Below are 23,854 nucleotides of genomic sequence, written 5' to 3'. Positions count from 1 at the left end.
AGTGTTTTATTACCGTTGAATGAGGATCTTGAAGGTTCGGCGCGCTTTTCCGGATTCAGCGGCCACGAGGTACACGCCGCTGGCGGCGGGGAGTCCCCCGGCGTTTTGTCCCTCCCAGGCCGATTGACCGTCGCTGTCCACCGGGAGTTCGGCCACAAGCCTTCCCCCCGATGTGAATATCTTGATCCGGCTTCCTCCTTCCAAACCCGAAAACCTCATGGTTCCCTCTCCTCGATAGGGGTTTGGGTAGGCGGTGGGTTTTTCTTGGGGCGGGATGGAGACTCTCAGGGTTTCCTGGGTCCTGTTGCCGGCGGCGTCATAGGCCTGGACAAGGACACTGTGAACACCCGGAGAAGAGCGCGTCGTGTCCCAGGCATAGGCGAAGGGCGGGGCGGTGTCGGTGCTGACGGACACTCCGTCCACAAAGAAAACAACCCCTTGGACCCCGCGGTCGTCCGTGGCTGAAATAGCGACAAAAACGGTCCCCGTGACACGGGCTCCTGGGGTGGGAGCCGTGAATGAAACCAGGGGAGGCGTGGTGTCCAGCGATGGAGAGATCACTAAATTGACGTTAACCATGGCGGGAGAACCCGCCGCCCCATTGATGTCCAAGGCGGTCACCGTCAGAGTTCCCGTTTGCAGTCCGAGCCCTTGTCCCGACAGGTTCGCCGACAAGGACACCGTCCCGCTTCCTGTGCCACTGGAAGGGAATACCGTCAACCACGGGATCGAGCCTGTCACCGTCCACACGAGGGTCGATCCCGCCACGGAGTTCCCGATGGACAGGGATTTCGGTGAAGGGTTGGTGTCTCCTAGAGAACCCGCGAAGTCCACCGTCAGAGGCGTCACCGCCAGTGCGGGCACCCGATTTGCCACGGTGACGGCGACGGGGAGGGAGAGCGCGCTGTTGCCCGCTCGGTCATAGACCCGGGCCGTGAGGACGGCGGGTCCGTTAACGACGGCGGAGGTCGGCCACGCATACTCGTAGGGGGCCGCGGTCGCGGTGGCCTTGGCCACCCCGTTGACCAAAAAGACGACCGAACCGACCCCCATGGCGTCCGTCGGGGCCGCCGACACGACGACGGATCCCCAAACGCTCGCACCGGGCGAGGGCTGAAGGATGGAGACGGCGGGAACTCCGTTATCCACCATCACCGTCACGGCGGTGGACACGCTGTTCCCGAACACATCGTAAACGATCGCCCCCACGGTGTGGAGGCCGTCTGTGGCGCTGGCGGAATTCCAACTGTAGGTGGTTGTGGCGATGGCCGGCATGGACCACGCGGGCTGGCCGTCCACCGTGAAGGTGACCCAATTGGGCCGAACGTTATCCGTGGGGTTCGCCTTGAGCAAAACCCTTCCGGCGATGGCGCTCCCGGCTCCCGGCCACATCCCATTCACCGCCGGCGGGGTCGCGTCGACCGGCGTCGGCGGTGCCGGTCGCGGGTAGGGGTTCAAACCGGGATCTTCAAACATACCGGCTTCGGGGAGCCTCGCGCCCGAGGCATCCACCAAATTATGGGGGTGCCCAGGCGTCAGATCGTCGTAGCTGTAATACAGCAAGGTTCGCACCGGCACCGATCCCATACTGTTGAGGCCCTCGATGGTTTTACGTATATCTTGATACCGGGAACTCGCCGGGTAAAGGTCCGACCGGAACCCCCATTCTGTGACCCAATAGGGTTTCGTTACCCCCAACGACCTGGCGGTTCCAAGGACCATTTTAGCCATGCGGTCGGATCGCCCGACACCGGGATAAAGGTGGGTCCCAATTCCGTCCACGAAATCCAGATAATTTTTTCCCGCGTCGATGGTCGCCAATCGGAGAATGAAATTTCGGCCCGGGTCCGCCACATAGTTCGGCCCGGGATCGGTGACGTACGTGCTTTCTTGGAACGTGCCCGCGTTGGCCATTCCAAAGGTGACGATGGAGGCCGAGGGGTTATGGTTTTTAACCAGGGGATAAGCCTTTTCCAATAACTTTCCGTAGGTCCGAATCGATGAATCCAAAGGCCCCGGAATCTGCCCGAGAGGGATATCGCCGTTGAAACAGACCCAGTCCAATTCATTCCCGATCTCCACCGCGTCAAAATGAACTCCGGCCGTTTCGGCGGCCTGAAGGAAAGCGGCCAACCGATTGGCGAATTTCACCGGGTCCACCTCGCTCAGTTTGGGGGAGCCTTGCGTGTAACCGCACAGGCTGTTAAAAGCCGTTCCGGCATTTTCATATTCATAAACGTTGGGGTTCAGGGTCCTCAAGTAGTTGTCATTGAAATCCGCTCGTTCGGGCAATATCGCCAGCAAAACTTTTAACCCCCGCGCCTTGGCTTGGGCGAGTTCCGCCGCCACTCGAACCGGCGGGGTTCCGGGCCCCGTTGTATTTCGAAGCCATCCGGGATTCAAACCCGCGATTCCGTTAATCACTTTCGCGGGATCCGGCGACCAGTTGATATTCGACCGCGCGATTCCCATCTCCGGCCGCGCGGGGCCGGGCACGAGGGTGGCATCCTCCAACACAACCAAGTCCGGCTGGGTGTTTGATGGCGTTTTAGAGGTCTGCAGTGCCAGGACGAAATGGTTCCTCAGCGGCCACAACCCCAAGGGGACTTTTAAAACCCGCGTGTCACCCGCGGCCATTGTTGTCGAAACCAAGACCGCCCAGGGGTCGTCCAGGGCGTTGGGGCGATCCCCGCCGACCACCACCTGAACATGGACCCTCCCGGTCGTCCCCGTGTCCAACAACCCCATCGTGACCTCCAACTCCCAGGTGGTCGCTGGGTCCAACACCGGGTGGAAAAAAAGCTTCGTGAAGTTGGTGGCCGATGGGGGTGGAACCATCACCAACCCACTCATTGGAACCGCCCGGCCCCCGGCATAGGTCACGTGGATCGGTCGTGGGGTTGTCGTCCCCCCGGACGACAAATTCACCCCTCCCCATTGGACGGTTCCTCCGGTCGTTGGGAACAGTTCCCACTCGGTGGGCAGGGGGTTTCCCTGGGCGTCTTGAACCAGGGCCGTTTGGTCATAAAGGGTTCTCAAGGACTGGGAAGGAAGTCCCGCGCCCCCAGACACGGCGGAACCGGAAAAGGCTAAAATCAGCCCCGTTCCCGTCAGCCACCGTTGAATTAATCGGTTATTTCTCATGGTTTCCCTTATTACCATGAGATGCATCAATAAAGCCATTTTCGTTCCAATTCACCTGAAAATCATCCAGAGGCTTACCTGGATTTTCCTGGGTGGGGGTCCATTTTGTCCGTTACCAACCGAGGCGGGTCCAAGGGGACGTAGCATACAAATTGACTTACTGCTGAAGACTAGAAATTGTCTCGCGCCCCGCCAGGCTCGTATCGACGTGTCCGGTATGCGTCATCCCGAAGGATGTTTCAGTAATTTTAAAGTTTTTGTTCGAGTGCGGCAGGGGGGGGCATGGTTCCTTTGATTTCAGAATGTATCCCGTGGCCCGGCCGTGGCCGATTTGTTCAATAAGGCCCGCTTCCATCAGCCGGTGGAAAGAAATATGGGACGTTGCATATGTAGTGTATATAAAGCTGTGTCTGCTCTATGTCAATGCAATTTCGGCTGGACGCGCATGGGGTGGGTCACCATGTGATACCCCGTCGGAGAACACGCGGAGGAACGACAGAATCTCCTTTCAATAAATATAAGAAATAAGCAACGTCCCGGACGTCGGACGTCGTATATCCTGAAGAACAAGAACCACAAAGTGAAGAAATATTTTTATTACCGGTGCAGTAAACTTTCGCACCGGGGATGGGGCCTTTGCTCTGTTCGCCAGATCAACGCCACCCGCCTCCATGAAGCCGTTTACCAGAACCTTTTAAGGGTCTCCATGGACAAGGAATATCTAAATAAAGCGGTTTATTTGAGTGGGGAAAAATCACGGTCGACCCTCTCACCGGGAATCGAACCCCAGGGGCATTTTGAGAGCATAACGGCCGAAAAACTGGGCCAAGGCATTCAGAAATTCTTAAATGCATGTGCGCGCAAAACCGGAATTGAAAAAGCCCTGGCCCTTCGCCGAGGCATCAAACGGATTCACTATTCCAAAACGTCGGTCATTGTCGAGTTCGTTTGTGACCCCGCGTTCGACGGAAAATTAGAGCCCCATTCCTTGTCCTCCGCCCCCGCGCTCAGAGTGGCCCTGACCGACAGCCCCCTCCGGACCCCACAAACAAAAGAACCCACCCCCGGACTGGGAGTGAGTTCTTCCTCGCGGTTCGCTTCTTTGAAATGGTGTCCCCGACGGGAATCGGTGCGAACCACTGTGTTGAGTGCGCCAAACATGGCGCACACTCACAAGTCGCGCTTCCAAACAGAAATAGCGGCCGTGACCGTTTAGTCGATGGGGTGACCAGCCAAGGCAACGTGCCTTGAATGGCACGTTGGTCACTTTGGCGCGCTTGGGAACGGGCGCGAGATCGTGAGCGCACCGGGTTGGACCGCTTCCAATGCCCTTGTGCGGGCCAACATCTCCACGCAACTGAGTGCATCCTCGCCCCCATTTGGGGAGAGGACCGAGGAGAGGGGTCCTTTTTTATCCTCAATTTGTGACCGCTATGCGGGCGCCACAGCGCGCCACTGTTCTCTTCCACCCCCACACAGCACAGAACGGGACAGAGACACGCACGGCCCTTCGGGCCTCGCTGACTGGCGGGCCGCTTCGGACCTCTTCGCCATTTACCGGGACAACAGGAGCCCTTCCACGGGCCGGATAAAACAGAAGCCACAACGGGAAGAAAGGACCCAGCCGCTTCGGGCCGGGGAGGAAGACGGGGACTGAGACTGAATCGCTGGCCGGGAAAGAAAGGGGACCGTTCCGCTCGCGGCGGAAGAATACGGTGCGCGCGAGGCCGCCCCGAAGCGACAGACGGCGCGCTCGTTTGACACTGACGGTTGATTCGTCTTCCTGGGAAGAAATGGCAACCGCTCCGATCTTCGTAGAAAGACCGCTCGGGCGGCCCGCCACGAAAACCACGCGGCGGTCCATCCTCGCCCCCTGTGCTGACGGTTATTTCGTCGTCCGCGCGGAGATATGTTTCCCGCTCCGGTTTGCGGGAAACCCCGCACTGGACGAACGTCCGTCGCGGCGCCTATTACGCGCCGCAACTCCTACCTCCGATTCCAACGTTTCCCGCTCCGGTCCACGGGAAAAGCCGCGCGGCCTTTTTGGCCGCGCCCCGCTGTGCTCCGGCGGAATCATTCCCGGCGGAGCGATTCCGCCCATTGCTCCGCACGGGGAACGGAAACCCGCTGACGGTTATTCCGTCGGCCACGGGAGATATGTTCCCCGCTCCGGTTTCCGGGAAATCATCGCGCTGGACGAACGCCCGTCGCGGCGCATCAAACGCGCCGCAACTCCTGCCTCCGATTCCAACGTTTCACGCTCCGATCCACAGGAGAAGCCGCGCGGCCTTTTTGGCCGCGCCCCGCTGTGCTCCGGCGGAATCGTTCCCGCTGGAGCGGTTCGCCCTCCGCTTCGGTGGGGGAAGGGAAACCCGCTGACGGTTATTCCGTCGGCCACGGGAGATATGTTTCCCGCTCCGGTTTGCGGACAATCCTTGCTCCGGACAAACGCCCGTCGCGGCGCCTGGTTTCCGGACTAGCGTCCTCCACCCATTTTCTCGCCTCCCACGGCTCGGGCATCAAACGCGCCGCAACTCCTGCCTCCGGTTTCAACGTTTCCCGCTCCGGTGCCACGGAGAAGCCGCGCGGCCACAGGCCGCGCCCCGCTTCCGCGCCGGCCCCGCAGGGGCTCCACCTCCCAACCCGCCGGTCCCCTATGGGCTTCGCCCTTTCTTCCCGCGCGCATTAAAAGAATAAAGCCCCCAGGGACACTTATTAAGACCGGGCTTGCCATAGACAGCGGCATATCCCCCTATGAGGTATATGCCCGGGTGGTTCCCACCCGCCGGTCCTTTATTCGGGGGCCCAGCCTTGTGTCCAAGGCACGGCAGACTTCGCCGCCGCGCCTCGCGCGTGGGCCCCCTCACCAAGCGAAAGCCCCGGTGGCAAACACCGCCACCGTCCCGCCTGTTTATCGTTCAGAGCCTCGCTACTCGCGGTCACAAAACTTCGGCGCTTGCCGGTGGCTACCGCAAGCGCCGCCCCATTGCGCCGCCGTGCAGGCCAGGCTTCGGCCCGCACGGCACCGCTGGCGGCGCTCCAGGCAAAACGCCCCCCCTCCCCCCACGGCCGGCCACAAACCTCGTGGCCGTCCGCGGGGGGATTATGGGGGGCTGCCTGGCCGGTGGCCCCCCACACCCCCCGACGGCCACCGCCGAAAAATCACCGCAAAATATAAAAGGGCTGGGGTCAAACGTCTCCCCAGCCCTATCAGACGCCTTAACTTTCCTATAGGCCAGCTAAGTCTTGCCTCCCCTGGGCGCCAACTCGGGGTACCCCGGGTCCACCAGCCGAATAAGCTCCCGGGCTTTGGGGGGTAACGCCATCCCCCGCCGGGTGACCGCCCCGTAGCTATCCTGGCCGAACAGGTCTCCCGTGCTTCGCACGGCGAGCCCACGGCGGTCGTCCTTAGTCAGGCACAGTTCCGGCACCACCCCTACGCCGAATCCCGCCCCGCGTAGGTCTTGATGGCCTCCCATCCCCTAGCCTCCAATCCCACTTGATAGGCCAGCCCCGCCTTGGTGAGCGCCTCCTCCACCAGGGCCGAACCAGCGAGGGTCAGCACCGCTCGGCGGCCGCGCCGCTCGAATAGCGCGATCCCCAGCTCCCGCTCCAACGCTTTGACCGCCGCGCGCAAATACCCGCCCCCACTCGCCACCGCCAAGAAAGAACGCAGGTGTTGGATCTCCATGCCAATAGATTATCATGGTTTATATCAGTTATTAATATTATTAGTTTGTTTTATCTATTTTTCTCCCTTACAATGGAGGCAGGGACGAAAGCATCCTCCCTCCGACATCATGGGCGACTCGATCTTCTTGGACCTTGGTCTCAAAGGAGAACGATCATGGCACACGATTCCAGCCACCCCACCCATGATGACAGCGCACCGAAAACCCCGTCATTCAGCCAGGAGGTTCCTTTCTTCCCCCGATCCCTGGGGGAACTGATCCCGAGGTCCCTCACGTATCGCGCCGCGCTCGTGCTTATTATCTTCATCGTCGGCCGACTGGCTCTCGCGCACTTCGCGGACAACCGTTACACCATGATGTGGGAGGTCACCGACGGGGCCCGCACGGGGCACGTGCTGGGCACCATCCACGCGGGCAAAGACAGCGTTTACCCTATGGACCCCGCCATTTTAGAGGCCTTTGACCGCGCCCGGTTGCTCTCCTTTGAAATCAAGCTGGGAAAGACTAAACCCCGGGCACCCAGCCCCATGCCCCCCAAACTCGACACCCGCAAGGAACGCGAATTGCTTTATCGGGTGGCCGCCCTCCAGATCCGCCGAGACCCCGCGGCCTGGCTCGCCTACCAGTCCCAGTCCATCTCCGACCGCAGGGCCGAAGCCTATCGGCGTTCCCTGTATTTGACCGAGAAGGCCCTTCCAATTAATGGCTTTGATACCGATCGAGCCGTGATCGAGCTCAGCGGATACTCTTTCAAAAACGGGATTGAGCGGCATCTTTTTGGGCGTGCCGGATTCTCGAAACCAATCCTTGCGGCCGAACCAAACTGGATTCACAACAAACACGGGAAAATCATCAAAGCCAGAAACGATTATGTCTTTGACCCGTTCGAGCCGGACACCTTGGACCGCGCCATTGACGAGGCCCGTGAAGTGGCGGACTGGGTGTGGGAAGATTGGCGGGAGGGCCGCGTCGGGGACCTGGACAAGGCAGACAGAGACTATAACATCATGGTCCGCCGCAACCGCGCCATGGCGCACACCTTCCACCAACTTCTAAAAACAACCGACCGCCCGTTCATGGCGGTGGGCTATGCACATCTTGGCGGAAAAGAAGGCCTTATCGCCATCCTTAAGTCCAGCGGCCTAACCGTGAAACGGGTTAGGAAACAAAGGCAGGAGAAATAAATGGATTTCAGACACCACGATCCTGCGCGAAACATCAGTAAAGGAGGCGCTCAAACCCTGACAACCCCCCGTCGGGCTCCGTTCACCGGGCCCGCAGGACGGGGGGGATTTGTGTGAACCGAACCCAATCACAGGAGGATGGCCATGGCAGAATTCAATGATCGTGAACCGCAGTTAAAGCCCTTCGGGGAAAGTTGGCAGGACCTCACCAAGCTTTTTGCCGTTAGGAAGAGCACGGGGATGACGTCCCTGCCATCAAGAAGGCCCTCGCGTTTTTCCGAAGGGCTTCGGACAACAGCTCCGCCGACGCCCTTTATAAAATCGGCGAAGCCTATTCCAAAGGCCAGGGGATGCCGAAGGACCCCGCCCAGGCCGTGCTATGGTGGCGGGACGCCGCCGCCCGGGGTCACGCCCAGGCGATGATGATGCTGAGCGTGGTCCACACCATCGGCGTGGGCGTGCCCAAGGACTTAGCTCTGGCCAAGATGTGGCTCAAGCGAGCGGCCCGGGAAGGGGACGATAAAACCCACTTGACCCTGGCCAAGGCCTACGGTGACGTGAAAAACTCGCCCGAGTCCCGCGAGAAATCCCTTGCAATGCTCCGCCAGTCTGCGGAGGAAGGCAACCCCGAAGCCCAGCGGGATTTGGGGGTCAGGTATGCCGAGGGCCAGGGTGTTCCAAAAGACCCCGCCAAGTCATTGAAATGGTTCCGCAAAGCCGCCGACCAAGGATGCGCCGATTCCCAATTCAATCTGGGCTTGGCCCATTTCATCGGCCAAACAGTTCTGAAAAATAGCCGGGAGGCTTTCAAGTGGTTCCAAATGGCCGCAGACCAAGGCCACGCCGCGGCCCAATTCTATTTGGGAACCATGCATGCCCATGGCGACGGCGTTTCCAGGATTATGAATCCGCCGTTAAATGGTTTCGCCGATCCGCCAAACAAGGGAACCCCAACGCCCAGTTCTCTCTGGCGCAGATGCATGCCCGGGGCTGGGGCGTTCCCGTGAACCTTGATACAAGCCCGAGACTGGTATCAAAATCCGCCGCTCAGGGTTTAGCGGTCGCCCAGCAGGCTCTGGGGCTTCTGTATGCCAAAGGCCAAAGCGTGCCCAAGAACCTGGCCAAAGCCGCCAACTGGCACCACAATGCCGCCATCCAAGGAAACGCCGACGCCCAATATTCCCTCGGCCTGATGTTCGCCAAGGGCCAAGCCGTTCCAAAGAACCCCTCCCAGGCCGCCCGATGTTTTCTCCTGGCCGCCAACCAAGGCCACGCTCAAGCCCAATACGTCGTCGGCATTCTCTATGCCAAAGGGCGTGGCGTTCCCCAAAACCTTCCCGCCGCCGCCACCTGGATCAAAAAAGCCGCCTGCCAAGGCCACCTCAAAGCTCAGTTCAAACTGGCCGTCATGTGCGCCACAGGCCAAGGGGTGCCCATGAACTTTATCACCGCCCTGGGAGGGTTTTTAAAACGGATATGCCCCACCCTTTCGGCGATACCTCGGGATGGAATAAGTGACGCACACAAGGAGGGTAGCCATGATGGCCGTTTACGATGAAGAGGACCCCTGCAATTACCCCAAGGGGGCGCGCCAGGACAACCTGGCGCTCTTGATAAAATGCCGGGACGCCATGCTGGAGGTGTTGCGATTAACCGGGGAGAACCTGCGGTTGAACAAGGAAGTCACCGGGTTCGAGGCGGAGGTGAAACGGCTCAAAACGATCTCTGATTACCTGATCGACGCCCAGTCGCGGGGAAGGTAAGAGGATTCCTCTACTGAACAGACATATCAACGATTAAAGCACGGTGATCGGAAAAATTTGTTTTCGCTGTCTTGGCTTGAACAACACGGATCCCGTTTGATTTAAAGATTCGGTCAATTCTAAAAAATGGCGAGTTGTTCGGCATCGTTGCGCCCCATCCTGTTCCGCCCACTTCAAATGCGTCACTCCACCCCGGCCCAATCAGGCGGAAAATAGCGTCCCCTGGGGGAGCGTTGAAGTCTCCTCCCATAACCGAATGGGCGGTATCCACGTCCTTTTCAATTGTATCAAGGATTTCCTTCAACTGTTTCCGCCGTGCAATTCGATCAGCTTTTTGCACACGCCAGCATTCCGGGTTCCACAAGTCCGCCCGCACAATCGGTGCTTTAAGTCGAAAAGTCGTGAGGTTCAGTTTCACTCCATTCGGCAATTCCACTTTGGCGCGGGCAACAAACCAGGGCAATCCTTTCATGGTCGTTACTTTTCCCGAGACAAGGATGGCGGCTTCTTCTCCACGCACGAGGTTTCCGAATTCCCCAAAGAGGTCTTTGGTCAATTTCAAAACGGTTTTTTCTTCAGGGACCTCCTGTAAAAAGACGATATCAGGTTTGAGGGGGATTACTTCCCGCGCCGCGTCTTCACTGCCGCCTGCGCAGTTTAAGCTCACTACCCGCAGGGTCTTATTCTGATGTTCTCCGACGTTCTCGCTTTTCAACCCATGGTCTCTTCTCTGGAAATATCGGAAAGGCGAATCGGAAAAAACCACAATAAAACCTAGCCAACCCAAAAGAATAAGCAGGTGTAGGCCCTTGCGATTCCTAAACCCAATCCACATCAGGAAGGCCGCCGGAGCAACCCAAACCCAATGGGGAAATACGGTAATCGCGGCAACGGAGTCGGATCGAAACCCGTAACAGAAAAAAAGACCAGCCAGCAAGACGGCTGAAAGTGTTGCTGTAGCCACCCCAACCCATGCCCGCCTCTTCATAGCGCCCGTGCGAGGCCCCGATCCAAAAGTTCCTGGTTCAGCCAAAATCCCTTGGCGAAGACTTTTTCCCAGTCGTCGTTTTCGTTGAAGCTGTAAAATACGTGGCCGACGTAGCGGCCGTAGATGTCCACCTTGATAGTGCGGATAGTCACCACCTTGGCTTTGGCCATTTGGGTTTGAACGTATTCAAGGGCCTCTTCGCCGCCGTCTTCTTTTAGGGGCGGCGTGTCCACCCCCGCCAGCCGGATGCGCTGGTCTTTGAGCACCTGGAAGCCCAGGTCTAACCGAACCAACATGGAATCCCCGTCGCTCACTTTTAAAACTTCCGCCCGGTAGATAAACGGGCCTCCTTCCGGGCGTTTCAGTTTCTTGGAGGGTTTCCCGCCAGGGGTTGATACCACCTCCGCGTTTATCGCTTTCGCCAGTTGGTCCCGGGTCCAGTGTTCCTTTTCTGCACGCTCTTGATAATAGGCCCGTTCCTTGGCGTCGGCCACGGTCAAAAGTAGCCTGATCTGGCTCCAATTTAAATCTGTCTCCGGGACCCCCTTCGGGTAAGCCCGCACAAACTGAATACACCGAACCAACGTGGACCGATCCACGCTCAAAGCGTCCGCCAGCTTGTCCATGATGGCGTCCCCATACCCCGCGTTTTCCGTCAACCCTTCGGACTCAATCCTGGACCCCACCGCCCAATAGGTGCGGATAAGCTCTAAGTTAGCGGCGGACTTCGCCCGCTCCCGCCCCTGGTTGATAAGGGCCTGAATGTCGGTGACAAGCTTGTTGAAAGTGTTGGTTGAAAGAACAGTCCCTTTGTCCATACCCTAAAGCCGCCTTAAAACCAAGTCCAAAGCTTTCCTGGCGTCCACGCCAAGTTCCTTCCCGCCATTTAAGGATTCCAGGTATTTCTCAAAAAGGTCAGCCGTCGCCTGGTCCGCCGCGCCCTCAATGGCGGCGGCGAGCGTCAACATCTTTTTCCAGTCGTCGGTTACTCCGACCATTCGGCGAAGAGCTTGAACTTGGCCCTCCAAACGAGCGAGGCGTAGATCCGAAACCGATCGAACCTTTTTTGGTGAGTTCTCTGCCATATGTTTTCGGGCTTTAGCCATTCAACGATCGCCTCCTCTGCATCCCCATCGTGAGCCGGATTCAACGGTTAACCTCGTCGCGGGAATCCTACAAAATCTAAACTCCACCATGCCCCCGGCAACAGAGAGTATTCCTTGCGCCTCAAACGTTCCCCGCCAAAAGTGAAACGATGGGGCCAGAGCGATTGTTTCAAATGCCCACCCAAAAAACCCAAAAGGGAACACGCCGCCAGACCCCAGAATAATATTCAAAGGCATTGAACCGAAGAAACAAATGCCTTTGATATTCGACGATGCCGTGCTAAAATCATTCAGTCTCTAGATGGAATTTTCTTAGGGGCCCGTATGAACCATTTTGCCATTCCCTCCCAGATTCGCTTGGCGCTGACAAAATCTTTCGCCCTTTCCCTTTGTTTGGCCCTGGTAAGTCTCGAGGCCGCCCCCGCCTTTGCCCGTAATGAGGACCGGTATGCCTACACGCCAAGCAGGGCCCAGGATTTCCAAAACGGATACAAACCCCCAAAAAACTTTTCCCTAACCTCCCAACTGGATAGGCAGATCCAGATCCAAAACACGGCCTTGCAGTTTCGCTTTGGCCAGCGGATTGAAATCAAATCCCCCACGTTCACGCTTAGTCCCAACAACGCCCCCACTCTTCCCCAACCAAAGTTTCAATTCGGAACGGCATCACCCAAACCGCTGGTATCCTTCAAAACCGAAATCCCGAAACCCCTGGCTGTCAGCCGTATGGAGCCCAAGGGCCTTTTGGGAGCCGTCGTTAACGCCCTTAAGCCCGTTGTCAACGCCATCAAAGCGACGTTCCAAGCCATTGGCCAGTCTATCACGAAGGCGGTCCAGTTCTTCGCCGTTGATAAAGCCAAAATCACCTACCAGGTCCAGCGGGACATGGTGTTAAAAGAGAACCCCAACATCCGCGAAGTGTCCCGGGGCGCCTTCCAAGTCCCCCCGAGCCAAACGGCCCAGCAGGGAGGCCGAACCTGGGAGTCGGGAACCACCTTTCAACTGAATTCCAACGGCCGGATAAGCCTGACCGAAGGCGTGACCCTCAGTCCCGACCTGGGTGGAATTTCGAGGGCCGACGGGAAACTCCTCCCGGTGAAGATGATCGGGGAGAACGGGATCGTCAAACCCGTGGGCATCGACTTCGCCCGGGTCGAGCCCAAGACGAATTTTAACTTGACCCATCCGGTGACCATGGACGGCGTGGGTAAAATCCCCGCCGGGGCTTCCATGACCTTTGAAGGAACAAAACCAGGGTCCGAAAGCCAAACGCCCACCGTCGTCCTCTCGTTCCAAAACGCCCGGCTCGAGAACCACGCCTTCCAATCCCTGGGGAATGGCAAGGAACCCTTAACCCTCGCCCAGGCGGAGATGAAGCTCAAAGGGGCCATCTACCAAATCAACAACCTTTACATGAACCGAGGAAAAGAAAAGTTCTATGGGTCCGAAAAGGGGGAACTGTTTTCCCTGACCCAGCTGGAAGGAAAGAATTCGGCGGTTCAAAGCAAATCAGCTGACCTGACCAAACAGTCAAAGAAACTGAGCGATGACACCCAGGGGGCCGTGAACCTGTCCAACCATCACATGGAGAGCCTTCACAAAGTCACCGGGACCCCAGCGACAGTCAATTTCCAAACCAAGGAACCCGTAAAGACCCAAGCGGAGACGGCCAAAACCCTCCAAGTCCAGGCCAACGTTCTAGCTCAACACATGGACCAGGGCAACTACGGCGCCGTGGCCAACGCCGTGACCGACATCGAGGCAACGCAAAACGCCCTAACCGATCAAATCAAGACACAACAAACCCAGGTGGAGACCTTCCAGGCCTACAAGAGGGCGGTCAAAGGTTTGGAACAAGCCTACGGAGCCATGGCGGCCCAAGCCGACCCCGCGAGCATGAAAGGCTCCGAAATAACCAAGGAACAAATCAACGACGCCGCGCCATACTTCCAAGAACAAAAAAACGACATCCGTATTCAGTCCACGAATGCCGTTAAAGCCCTGAACGAGATGGCAAAACAAGGGATCATCACCCCAGCCGAGCAGATCCTGAAGGTTGTGGAAGTCAAAGCGATCCGTGACCACCTGTTGGTCGCGCGGCCAGACAACGTTGGAAATGCAGTGAAAAAAACGGCCAGTGCCTTGGAGCAAAACTACCAGGGCGTCAGCAAAGATTTTGACGAAGCCATCTTCGACCATCTGGACAAGGCGTCCGAGAAATACCCCAAGACCATGGGGGCCGTGGGCCATGGAGTCCTGGCCGTGGCCGGTGTCGCGGCCGTTGTGGGGGTGGGATTTGGCTTGGCGACTCAGCCGGCCACGACCGTGGTCGTCGTGGGGGCGGGGGTCATCTCCCAAAAGGCCTTTGAGGCTATGGGGCTCACCCCAGAAGCGGCCAGCTTCTACTCGGTCCTCTTGACCGCCCCTGTGGTGGTTGGGGCCACCGCCTCGAACAGCATGAAAAGCATCGACTCATCGATCGTAGGCACTGTCAGAGGGTTTTTGACTGGGGTTGTTGAATTTTTCCGAAACGGAAATGGGTCCATCGCCGAAACCGTGAACAGCGAAGCAGGGCACGTTTACATGGGTCCACCTGTAGCGGGGGAAGCTGGTTCTGTCTCAAAAACTGTGACTGCGGTGGAAACTCAAACCCTAAAACAAAAACCTTGGCGAAACGAAGATCCCTTTCAATTCTTTATGCGGGAAGTGGACAATCTTGATCTTTCTTCTCCGCCAAATAAGGCTATTTTTTATTCTGGGGAGGGTAGCCGAACGTCCGCCTTCTCATATAAAACCGCTACAAATAAATGGTCCATAGAGGATACCAACGGAGGGAAATGGCTGGAAAAATTTGACCTTTTTGGTAGAGGCGGTAACAGCCCTGTCACAAGGGAGCAAGCCGAGTTAATTTGGAACCGTGCCTCCCAAAAATATGCGGCAGGAGCCTCAGGTGAAATTACATTGTTTGTGCACAAGTCGGAAGGAACTCGGACATTTTATCAGCATGAATTTCCTGCTCTGCAGCAGAACAAGAACATTCACAGGTGGTCCTACAAGGACTAATGATGAACATACTCGATGATGCTTTTTGCCTGGTTAGGGATCACACAATTGAAATTGCGCAAGAATTGCTTTCCAAGCAACGAAAAGACTGTGGAAAAGCAGAAATTGAATATGCAATAGGAAAAGCCAAAGCTCTTATCGATTATGCAGAGCATTGCGCCGAGATGGTTAGGCAAAAGAAGTTAGAAGAACCGGAGGCTTTGAAGGAAATTAAGAGGGCTCATCCAGGTTTTACCCTTGAAACGTATGGCTTTGCTCTCAATAATGGTTTTTTTCTAACCCGATAAATTTTGGAACCTAACTAAAGGAGAAACATGGATTTTGGAAGCATATGGTATCCATATTAGTTTTAAGTATATTCGATACATGGAAGGAGCTAACAAGCTTGAGCTGGGCGTTGAACCACTTGCGCACAGCCCGTCGGTGATTTATTTACCCTCGCCTGAAAAGTGGAAGAATGAAATGCCAAATTGGGCAAAAGACCGGCGGACTGAGATTCTCGGGCGAATCAACGACGGAACAAAACACTTGGATTGGACTTGGGAAGAATATTGACAACCTTTTTATTCCTTCAATCAGGGGCAGCGCATTTTTCCACGGTTTCAAAATAAGCGCGTTATGACCAAAAACGACGCGGACGTGAGAGTCGGTCATTTATTTATTTGCTTACAGCGATCTCCTGTATGGGATTGTTTTTTATGACTGGCCCGCACTACCTCGGCCATCGAAAAAGGCTCCGTGAACGGTTCCTCCAAACCGGATTTAATGGCTTCAACAGTCACGAGGTCGTCGAATTACTCCTCACCCTTGCCATCCCACGTTCAGATGTAAAAGAACTAGCCAAAACATTAATTTCCCGCTTTGGCAATCTCAGGGGCATCCTAGATGCGCCGCTTGATGATTTGCAAAAGATCAGTGGGATTGGGTCGGTTGCGCCGGTGGCGCTCCATTTCATCCGCGCCGCCGCCACGCTTTACCTCCAACAGTCGGCCGAAGGAACAGAGTCTCTGGCCGACCCGGACCGGCTTTTGGCTTTCTGGCGGGTGCGAATCGGGGCGCTTCCCAATGAAGTTTTCGAGGTGGCATATCTTGACAGCGGCCACCGCCTGCTCCGAGACGGGGTGGACCGGTTGGAAGAAGGAACAATTGACCGAGCGACCGTTTACCCGCGCCGAGTCATCGAGTCTGCGCTCAAACGCGGAGCCTCTGCTCTGGTCCTCGCCCACAATCACCCAAACGGCCAGGTCAAGCCAAGCGAACAGGACAAGACTCTTACGCGCGCGCTCGTGCTTGCGGCGGAGACCGTGAATATCAAGATCCTCGATCATCTGATCGTCTCCGCTGACGAGGTGTTTAGCTTTCGGAAAGCCGGCCTCCTGTGACCATAGCCCCCGCCATCCTTGAACACTACCCGGACCTAAACGAGGCGCAACGCGAGGTCGTCGGGCACGTGGGCGGCCCGCTTCTCGCCGTGGCCGGCCCCGGATCGGGCAAGACCTACAGCATCGTGTTGCGCACGCTCAACCTGCTCCTCCTTGGGAGAGCCACGGCGAAGGAGATGGTGCTCTGCACTTTCACGGAGAAGGCCGCATTTGAAATGCGCGACCGCCTCTCCGCCGCCGCCCAAAAAGTCGGCTATCGGGGAGATTTATCGGAGCTACGAGTTTCGACCATCCACGGGCTATGCAACCAACTGCTTACTCGGCACCGTCACCGGACCGATCTTGGCAACAGCTATGAGACGCTGGATGATCTGACCCAACTCCTCTTTATTTTTGAGCATTTTGACGAGATCATTGGCCCCGAAGTAAATGACCTCTACCTCGGAAAGTGGAGGACCCGCTGGACCGCAATTGAGGGGGCACGTGGATACTTCGATAAGATTACTGAAGAACTGGTCGATCCCTCCAGGCTATCTGCCTCGCCCGATATATTCACCCAAAACCTCGCCCGCGCTTACCGCGCCTACGAATCCACCCTCTTTGCCAACAACCGCATTGACTTCGCCCATCTACAGAACATCGTCCACAATCTTCTCCTACACCCTGAGCACAGCGCCGCGATCGCCAGAGAAATCCGTTATGTGATGGTGGATGAGTATCAGGACACGAACTACGTCCAAGAGCAACTCCTGCTTAAGCTCACTGAGCCGACCGGTAACCTCTGCGTCGTGGGTGATGAGGACCAGAGTCTGTACCGGTTTCGTGGTGCCACAGTTCGCAATATTCTTGAGTTTCCCAGCCGCTTCCCAAAGTGTCCTGTCGTTCGGCTCACCACGAACTACCGCTCCCACCGCGCCATAGTCCAGCGTTATGATCGTTGGATGGCTTCCGCCGACTGGTCCAACCCGGGCGGCGTGCCGTTTCGTTTCGCCAAGACCATCGAGGCCGATCCGAACGGCGGGCATCCGGACTATCCGGCGGTCATCAGCATCTGGGGTCGCGACCCACGCGACGAGGCCGAGCGTTTCGCGGAGCTTGTTGAGTTCCTTAAGCGCAGTGCGGTCATCGAGGACTACAGCCAAGTGGCCCTGCTCCTGCACAGCGTGAGGGAAGACCACAGCGGCTCTTACCTCGCCGCACTTGCGGCGCGCGGTATCCCCACCTTCTGCCCCCGGTCCCGCGCCTTCTTCGAGAATGAAGAGATCCGCCTCCTGGTCGCCTGTTACGCCATTATATTAGGCTGGCACGGCGACGGGCGGGGTCCGGTGGCAGGCGCCGTTGCGGAACTTGCGATCTACGTGGACGAAGGGATCGTCGAATTGGCGAAAGCTTACATAGCCCCGCATCCGCTGGCGCATTCACTGCAAAACTGGGTCGGGGGGATCGCGGCCCTCGGTGAGGGCGAGTCCCTGGACTTTCGCCCGGCCGACTACTTCTACCGCTTGCTCGCCCTGGCGCCTTTCGCCAAGGAGGTCAAGAACGAGAACGCCGCGCGAAACCTCGCGCATTTTTCCCAACTCCTGAACGTCTTCCAGAGCTATTACCACTATACCGTCGTCACTCACCAAAACCGCGAGTTTCTGCGCTTTCATTTCTTCAACAGCTTCCTGCGGCTACTTCACGACGGTGGCATAAACGAATACGAAGACCCTGACCGGCCTTTCCCCAAGGGCCACGTCCAGGTAATGACCATCCATCAGGCGAAGGGGCTGGAATTCCCGGTCGTCGTTGTGGGGAGCCTCAGCGCCCAGATATCAAGCCAGAAACAAATCGACCGCGACCTTGGTCCCTACTATCATCGGCCGCGCTTCGAGCCCGAGAACCGGATCACCCTTTTTGACCGGATGCGCCTGCACTACGTCGCCTTCTCGCGGCCACAGAAGGTCCTCGTCCTCACTGCCCACGCCCCCCCAAAGAGCCATTTCGCGCCCATATGGCAAGGGCTTCCGCAGTGGCCCTATGTGGAGAAGGAGATATTGGCGGCCCAGCGTTTCGCATTGCGTGAAAGGATGCCAGTCAAGAAGAGTTACAGCTTTACCGGCGATCTCAAGATTTACGAGACCTGCCCCCGCCAATATCAATTCTTCCGCGAGTATGACTTCACGCCGTCCCGGTCGGCTGTCATTTTCTTCGGCTTGCTGGTGCACCAGACCATCGAAGAAATCCACCGCATTAGTCTCGATGGTAAACTCGAAACGCTGGACGAGTCACGCATCCGGGAACTGTTCGACCGCACCTTCCGCTTCCTCTGCATGAGCGACGTGCGGCCCATCGGCGACGCCGCCCGAGTGTCAGCCTTGCGCCAAGTTATGAACTATTTCCGCCAGAACCGGGAGGAGATGCGGCGGGTCATTCAGACCGAAGTTGCCGTCTCGTTGGAAAAAGACGGCTATATCCTCTCGGGAAAAGTGGACCTCCTGCTCGGCGGTGACGGCAGGTTGGAACTGCTGGATTTCAAAACCTCTCCGCGCCCCACCGACAGCCCCGCACTGCTGGAGGCCTACGAACGCCAGCTCTGCACCTACGCTCACATTCTGGAGCGGCGATACAACAAACGTGTGGACCGGTTGTTGCTATACTGGACGGCGGAAGAACAGAAAGCCCAGGCGCTCATGGCCTTCCCATACCGCCCCGAAAGAATCGACGAGGCCGGCCGCTACTTCGACCAAGTGGTGGCGCGGATCCAGGCCGAGGAGTTCCGGGTGACACAACCGCCCGAAGCGGCCATCTGCAAAGAGTGCGATCTGCGCGGCCTGTGCCGATCTGATGGAATTATTACGATGAAGGACTGAGGAAAAACATGGCGAAAATTGAGATCACAAAGACCGAGCTAGTTTGGCCCGGCAAATACAATGAAGACGGCACGCTCAAGGAAGTGCCCCGTGTGAGCCTGCCCTTCCAGGTCATTGAGACCGTCAACGAGAGCCGCGCCACGCGCGAAGCGAAGAAGACCAACACGCCCTCTCTTTTCGACTTCTATCAAGGCAAGGAGGGAGACACATTTGAGGCGGGATGGCGGAACAAACTGATTTGGGGGGAAAATCTGCTGGTGATGGGGTCACTGCTGGAAAAGTTCGCAGGAAAAATCGACCTTATTTATATCGATCCGCCGTTTGCGACGGGGGCTGATTTTTCATTCATGGCAGAAATTGGGGAAAAAGGTATTGAGGTTGAGAAGGAGCAGTCTGCCATTGAGGAGAAGGCTTACCGAGATACTTGGGGGCGGGGTGACTCGTCCTTTCTCAGCATGATGTCCCAGCGTCTTGTGCTGATGCGGGATCTACTTACGAACGACGGTTCGCTTTTCCTTCACTGCGATTGGCACATCGGACACTATCTGAAGAGTATCTGCGATGATGTATTTGGGCGCGATCGGATGGTGAACGAGATAGCCTGGTGCTACACCGGACCTGGTTCTCCTGGAATGCGCCAGTTCAACCGGAAGCATGACACCATATTTTGGTACGCCAAGTCTGCTAAGTGGTGTTTTAATGCGAATGAAGTGCGCGTTGCCCATCACGAAAAGACTTTAGACAACTTCAAGAAGGGACTGAAAGGATCCGGATTCGTTGCGGATACCTATGATTTGGCGGAGAAGGGGAAAGTCCCAGAAGACTGGTGGGAAATGGCGATCGCGGCACGTTCTCCTGTCGATGGAGTAATGCGAACGGGCTACGCGACCGAGAAACCGTGGCCTCTTCTTGATCGTATCGTTAAAGCTGCGTCAAAAGAGGGGCAGGTCGTAGCCGACTTTTTCTGCGGCTCCGGCACCACGCTTGCCGTTGCCGAAAGGCTTGGCCGCCGTTGGATTGGGTGCGATTTAGGGCGTTGGGGAACCCACGTCTCTCGTAAGCGTCTCCTTGGCATCGAGAACTGTAAACCGTTTGAGGTTCTCAACCTCGGCAAATACGAACGTCAATACTGGCAGGGCGTGACTTTTGGCAACACCAAGGAGAAGCCGCTGACGGAACAGGCGCTCTTCGAATATCTCGCTTTCATCCTCAAGCTTTACAGTGCCCGGCCGGTGGCTGGCATGGCCCATCTGCACGGCAAGAAGGGCAAGGCCATGATCCACATCGGCGCAGTGGACGCACCGGTAACGATCTCCGAAATAGACGCGGCCGTGGACGAATGCGCAAAGCTCAAACAGAGCGAACTTCACGTCCTCGGCTGGGAATGGGAGATGGGGCTCTACGACCTGATGGTCGAGGCCTCCAAGAAGAAGGGTGTGAAACTCCTGCTCTTGCAAATCCCCCGCGAGGTCATGGAACAGCAGGCCGCCGCGAAGGGTGACGTGCGATTCTTTGAGCTGGCTTACCTCGAAGCCGAGATTAAGAAACCCAAGAAACTGACGGCGCAGGTCGAACTCAAGGACTTTGTCATCCCCAACACCGATCTGATCCCAGAAGAAGTGCGAAGCAAGGTCAAAAAGTGGTCGGACTTTATTGACTATTGGTCAGTGGACTGGGACTTTCAGAACGACACCTTCATGCAAGGCTGGGTCGCCTACCGAACCCGAAAGGAGCGCTCGCTCCCACTCGCCTGCGATCCGCACAATTACGAGAAACCAGGTAAATACCGCATCTTGGTTAAGGTGATCGATATTTTCGGAAACGACACTTCTCAGGCTTTCGACGTGGAAGTGAAATAGCCATGCCCAGGGCCGTCGTCGCTTACGACAAGGAACTGCCGGAGATTTCCGGCCGCCGTCCGTGGGAAAAGCCGACATCTTTCCTCCAGAAAGACCCCGTTGCGCCGACGGGATGGAGGGAAGACACTTCAGGACGGCGACCGAGCCAACTCCTGCTGGTGCCGAAAATTCGCACAGCGGTGGACGCGTGGCGGGAGCAGGGTTACCCCGGTGCGTCGGACGTGACTCGGCGGCTTTTTGAATATTGGTTTGACGAAGACCACGAAGTGGCGAACTTCCCGGTCCCCTTCCGATATTACTTCTGCCAGCGCGAAGCGATCGAAACACTGGTCTGGTTGGTTGAAATTGCCGGTGAGCGCGACGCACAGAAGTTGATCCTGTCCCACGCCACAAAATTCAAAAAGGATCTTTTCTCCGACAACATTGTTTTCCAGACGACAATGGACGGCAAACGCCAGATTCGCCGCTACGTGCCCGAACTTGACTCTGAAGGCGTGCAAGACCTCCCGCCGGAAGACCTTCGCCGCTTTGCTTTCAAGATGGCCACTGGGTCGGGCAAGACCTGGGTGATCGCCATGGCGGTGGTGTGGTCTTACTTCCACAAAAAACGCGTGCCTGGGTCAGAGCTTTCGACCAACTTCTTGATCGTCGCTCCGAACGTCATTGTTTATCAGCGGTTGGAAAAGGACTTCGCCAGCAATAACATTTTTAGACAGTTACCCCTCGTTCCACCCGAATGGAAGCCATTTGAGCCTAAGGTGATCTTGCGCGGCGAGGCCACCGAGCCGGACGCCTCGGGCAACTTATTTCTGACCAACGTCCACCAGCTTTACGAGTCGCGCGACAAGGAGTGGACTCCCCAAAATGCCGTGGATGCGTTACTGGGTAAGAAGCCGGTCAAAGACTTGGCCGTCAGTCAGCGGTCCATGCTGGAGCGGGTCAAGTCGATGAAGGACCTCGTGGTGCTGAACGACGAGGCTCACCACGTCCACGATGAGGACCTTTCCTGGAGCCAGTCATTATTGGCGATCCACCGGACCCTTCCCAAGGGCCTCGGCCTCTGGCTCGACTTTTCCGCGACGCCCAAGGACCAGAACGGGATGTATTTCCCCTGGACTGTCTGCGACTACCCGCTCGCCCAAGCGGTTGAGGATCGCATCGTCAAGGCGCCAATCATCGTTACCAAGGAAGACGACCCCAAACAACCGAAAGACGACCCCGACCACATCACCAAGGACAACGTCGCCGAGAAATATGGCTATTGGCTACGCGCCGCCGTCCAGCGATGGAAGGACCATTGGAGCGTTTACAAGATGCTCGACACCAAGCCGGTGCTTTTCATAATGGCGGAGAAAAACGTCTATGCCGACGCGCTGGGTGAGTACCTCTGGAAGACGAAGGAATTTGGTTTCAAGGAATCTGAGGTTAGCGTGATCCATACGGACTCCACCGGTGAAATCACCCAAGCTAGTCTAGAAAAAGCGCGGGAACTGGTGCGGGATATTGATAAGCCGGACAACCAGATCAAGGCCATCGTAAGCGTGATGATGCTCCGCGAGGGTTGGGACGTGAAGAACGTCACCGTGGTGCTTGGTTTACGGCCGTTTACCGCCAAGGCCGAAATTTTGCCGGAACAGGTCATCGGGCGTGGACTGCGGCTGATGCCCCACATTAGCCCAGACCGAACGCAGACCCTTGAAGTTCTGGGAACCCGCAACCTTCTGGACGTTCTACGAAACCAGCTCGAGGCCGAAGGCGTCGGCGTCACGACGACCAAGACCGATCCGCCGAGACCGATCATCATTGAGCCGGTGAAGGAACGGATCGACTACGACATCGCGATCCCGATCACAAAGCCGAGCCTGGAGTTCAACATCCGCAAGCTTTCGGAACTGAACGTCGAGTTGCTTAAACCGGTGTATGAGCAGGAAGATCTTGCGGAGGTGTATCGGGTTAAACTGAAGCTCGAATTCGCCACCACGGAGACGGAAGTCAGCCAGGTTGATATCGGAGCCGGTGAACTTCCTCCGCCCCAGGATCTGCTCGGTTCCATCACCAATAAGGTCATCGAGCGAGCGAAACTGCCAAACCGCTTCGCCGAATTGTATCCCGCGGTGCGCGATTACGTTACCAAACACTGCTTCGGGAAGAAGGTTGACCTGGAGAGCGACGCGATTCGTTCTCACCTGTCGCGGCTTGAGATCCAAGAGGGTATCGCCAAATACCTCGCGCGCAAAATTGCCGAGCTGACCATTGACCGCCGTACGATCGAATTTGATCGGGCGAACTACAAGCTATCCGAGACCAAACCCTTTAGCTGGCGGAGAAACCTGCCCCCTCCGCTCGTCGCGAAAAAGACAGTCTTCAATTTCGTGGCGACATACAACAACTTCGAGCGACGTTTCGCCGAGTTTCTCGACCTAAAGGCATCCGATGTTCTGCGCTTCGCCGCGCTCGGGACCACGGAGCAAGGCGAGTCCGGCACGCAATTCCGAGTGGACTACCTCAAAGCAAGTGGAGCCATCGGCTTCTATCACCCCGACTGGGTGGTCGTGCAGAAGTCAAAGACGGGAGAGGTCAACTGGATCATTGAGACGAAGGGACGCGTGTGGGAGGGGACGGCGGCCAAGGACGAGGCGATCGGTGGATGGTGTGACCGCATCTCCCAGGCAACAGGAACCGCCTGGCGCTACGTCCGCGTTGACCAGGCAGACTTCGAGGCGCGAAAACCAACGACTGTCGCCGACCTCACAACCTCTCTGGCATGACAAGCCCGAGGGAGCTAGCGGAAACGATTGATTATCCGTTTCACGGGAAGACC

The 23,854-nt window shown here is 57.1% G+C and carries 16 protein-coding genes and 2 pseudogenes; 13 read left to right on the top strand and 5 right to left on the bottom strand.

All coding sequences use genetic code 11. The annotated features are described in order from the left end of the window. Window positions 1-9: 9 nt before the first annotated feature. Window positions 10-3,144, bottom strand: a complete 3,135-nt coding sequence (locus IPP35_05435) for a T9SS type A sorting domain-containing protein (protein ID MBL0058539.1) — start codon at window positions 3,142-3,144, stop codon at window positions 10-12. A 580-nt stretch (window positions 3,145-3,724) separates the two neighbouring features. On the opposite strand from IPP35_05435, the gene IPP35_05430 reads away from it, so the two are divergent. Continuing rightward, entirely contained in the window at window positions 3,725-4,360 is a 636-nt protein-coding gene (locus tag IPP35_05430) for a hypothetical protein (protein ID MBL0058538.1), read from the top strand. A 659-nt stretch (window positions 4,361-5,019) separates the two neighbouring features. Next, window positions 5,020-5,523 carry a hypothetical protein gene (locus tag IPP35_05425; protein MBL0058537.1) on the top strand — a complete coding sequence of 168 codons (504 nt, stop codon included), beginning with the start codon at window positions 5,020-5,022 and terminating at the stop codon, window positions 5,521-5,523. A 1,057-nt stretch (window positions 5,524-6,580) separates the two neighbouring features. On the opposite strand, the gene IPP35_05420 is transcribed toward IPP35_05425, so the two are convergent. Next, window positions 6,581-6,835 (bottom strand): hypothetical protein, encoded by a 255-nt coding sequence (locus tag IPP35_05420; GenBank protein MBL0058536.1) that lies wholly within the window; start codon window positions 6,833-6,835, stop codon window positions 6,581-6,583. Between the two features lie 156 nt (window positions 6,836-6,991). Here IPP35_05420 and IPP35_05415 point away from each other — a divergent pair, with 156 nt between their 5' ends. The 5 genes and pseudogenes from IPP35_05415 to IPP35_05395 all read left to right on the top strand — a co-directional run bounded on the left by IPP35_05415 (window position 6,992) and on the right by IPP35_05395 (window position 9,783). Then, entirely contained in the window at window positions 6,992-8,020 is a 1,029-nt protein-coding gene (locus IPP35_05415) for a TraB/GumN family protein (protein MBL0058535.1), read from the top strand. Window positions 8,021-8,274: 254 nt separating this feature from the next. Continuing rightward, window positions 8,275-8,430: pseudogene (locus IPP35_05410) on the top strand (SEL1-like repeat protein). Between the two features lie 9 nt (window positions 8,431-8,439). Further along, a pseudogene (locus tag IPP35_05405) lies at window positions 8,440-8,751 on the top strand (sel1 repeat family protein). 80 nt (window positions 8,752-8,831) lie between these two features. Next, window positions 8,832-9,578: a sel1 repeat family protein gene (locus IPP35_05400; protein ID MBL0058534.1), complete on the top strand. Its 747-nt coding sequence runs from the start codon at window positions 8,832-8,834 to the stop codon at window positions 9,576-9,578. Further along, a complete protein-coding gene (locus IPP35_05395; GenBank protein ID MBL0058533.1) occupies window positions 9,559-9,783 on the top strand; it encodes a hypothetical protein in 225 nt (74 codons plus the stop codon). The genes IPP35_05400 and IPP35_05395 overlap by 20 nt, the downstream gene beginning before the upstream one ends. Before the next feature lie 10 nt (window positions 9,784-9,793). Here the strand turns inward: IPP35_05395 and IPP35_05390 are convergent, their stop codons facing one another. The 3 genes from IPP35_05390 to IPP35_05380 are packed head-to-tail and all read right to left on the bottom strand — an operon-like array spanning window position 9,794 to window position 11,877. Continuing rightward, a complete protein-coding gene (locus tag IPP35_05390) occupies window positions 9,794-10,747 on the bottom strand; it encodes an endonuclease/exonuclease/phosphatase family protein (protein MBL0058532.1) in 954 nt (317 codons plus the stop codon). A gap of 20 nt (window positions 10,748-10,767) precedes the next feature. Next, window positions 10,768-11,589: a thermonuclease family protein gene (locus IPP35_05385; GenBank protein MBL0058531.1), complete on the bottom strand. Its 822-nt coding sequence runs from the start codon at window positions 11,587-11,589 to the stop codon at window positions 10,768-10,770. 3 nt (window positions 11,590-11,592) lie between these two features. Further along, window positions 11,593-11,877, bottom strand: coding sequence for a metal-sensing transcriptional repressor (locus IPP35_05380; protein MBL0058530.1), 285 nt, complete (start codon window positions 11,875-11,877; stop codon window positions 11,593-11,595). Window positions 11,878-12,201: 324 nt separating this feature from the next. Here IPP35_05380 and IPP35_05375 point away from each other — a divergent pair, with 324 nt between their 5' ends. The 6 genes from IPP35_05375 to IPP35_05350 all read left to right on the top strand — a co-directional run bounded on the left by IPP35_05375 (window position 12,202) and on the right by IPP35_05350 (window position 23,801). Further along, window positions 12,202-14,940, top strand: coding sequence for a hypothetical protein (locus IPP35_05375; GenBank protein ID MBL0058529.1), 2,739 nt, complete (start codon window positions 12,202-12,204; stop codon window positions 14,938-14,940). Window positions 14,941-14,942: 2 nt separating this feature from the next. Continuing rightward, entirely contained in the window at window positions 14,943-15,227 is a 285-nt protein-coding gene (locus IPP35_05370) for a hypothetical protein (GenBank protein MBL0058528.1), read from the top strand. A gap of 375 nt (window positions 15,228-15,602) precedes the next feature. After that, window positions 15,603-16,322 (top strand): DNA repair protein RadC, encoded by a 720-nt coding sequence (gene radC, locus IPP35_05365; protein MBL0058527.1) that lies wholly within the window; start codon window positions 15,603-15,605, stop codon window positions 16,320-16,322. Then, complete coding sequence (locus IPP35_05360; GenBank protein ID MBL0058526.1) at window positions 16,319-19,174, top strand: ATP-dependent helicase; 2,856 nt, start codon at window positions 16,319-16,321, stop codon at window positions 19,172-19,174. Before radC ends, IPP35_05360 begins: the two co-directional genes overlap by 4 nt. Window positions 19,175-19,182: 8 nt before the next feature. Next, a complete protein-coding gene (locus IPP35_05355; protein ID MBL0058525.1) occupies window positions 19,183-21,033 on the top strand; it encodes a site-specific DNA-methyltransferase in 1,851 nt (616 codons plus the stop codon). A 2-nt stretch (window positions 21,034-21,035) separates the two neighbouring features. Beyond that, window positions 21,036-23,801, top strand: a complete 2,766-nt coding sequence (locus IPP35_05350; GenBank protein MBL0058524.1) for a DEAD/DEAH box helicase family protein — start codon at window positions 21,036-21,038, stop codon at window positions 23,799-23,801. Window positions 23,802-23,854: the final 53 nt, after the last annotated feature.

Source organism: Elusimicrobiota bacterium (assembly GCA_016721625.1).
In the GTDB taxonomy this organism is placed as follows: domain Bacteria; phylum Elusimicrobiota; class Elusimicrobia; order FEN-1173; family FEN-1173; genus JADKHR01.
Note: the sequence above shows the minus strand (reverse complement) of the source record. Positions and strands in the feature narration are given on the sequence as shown.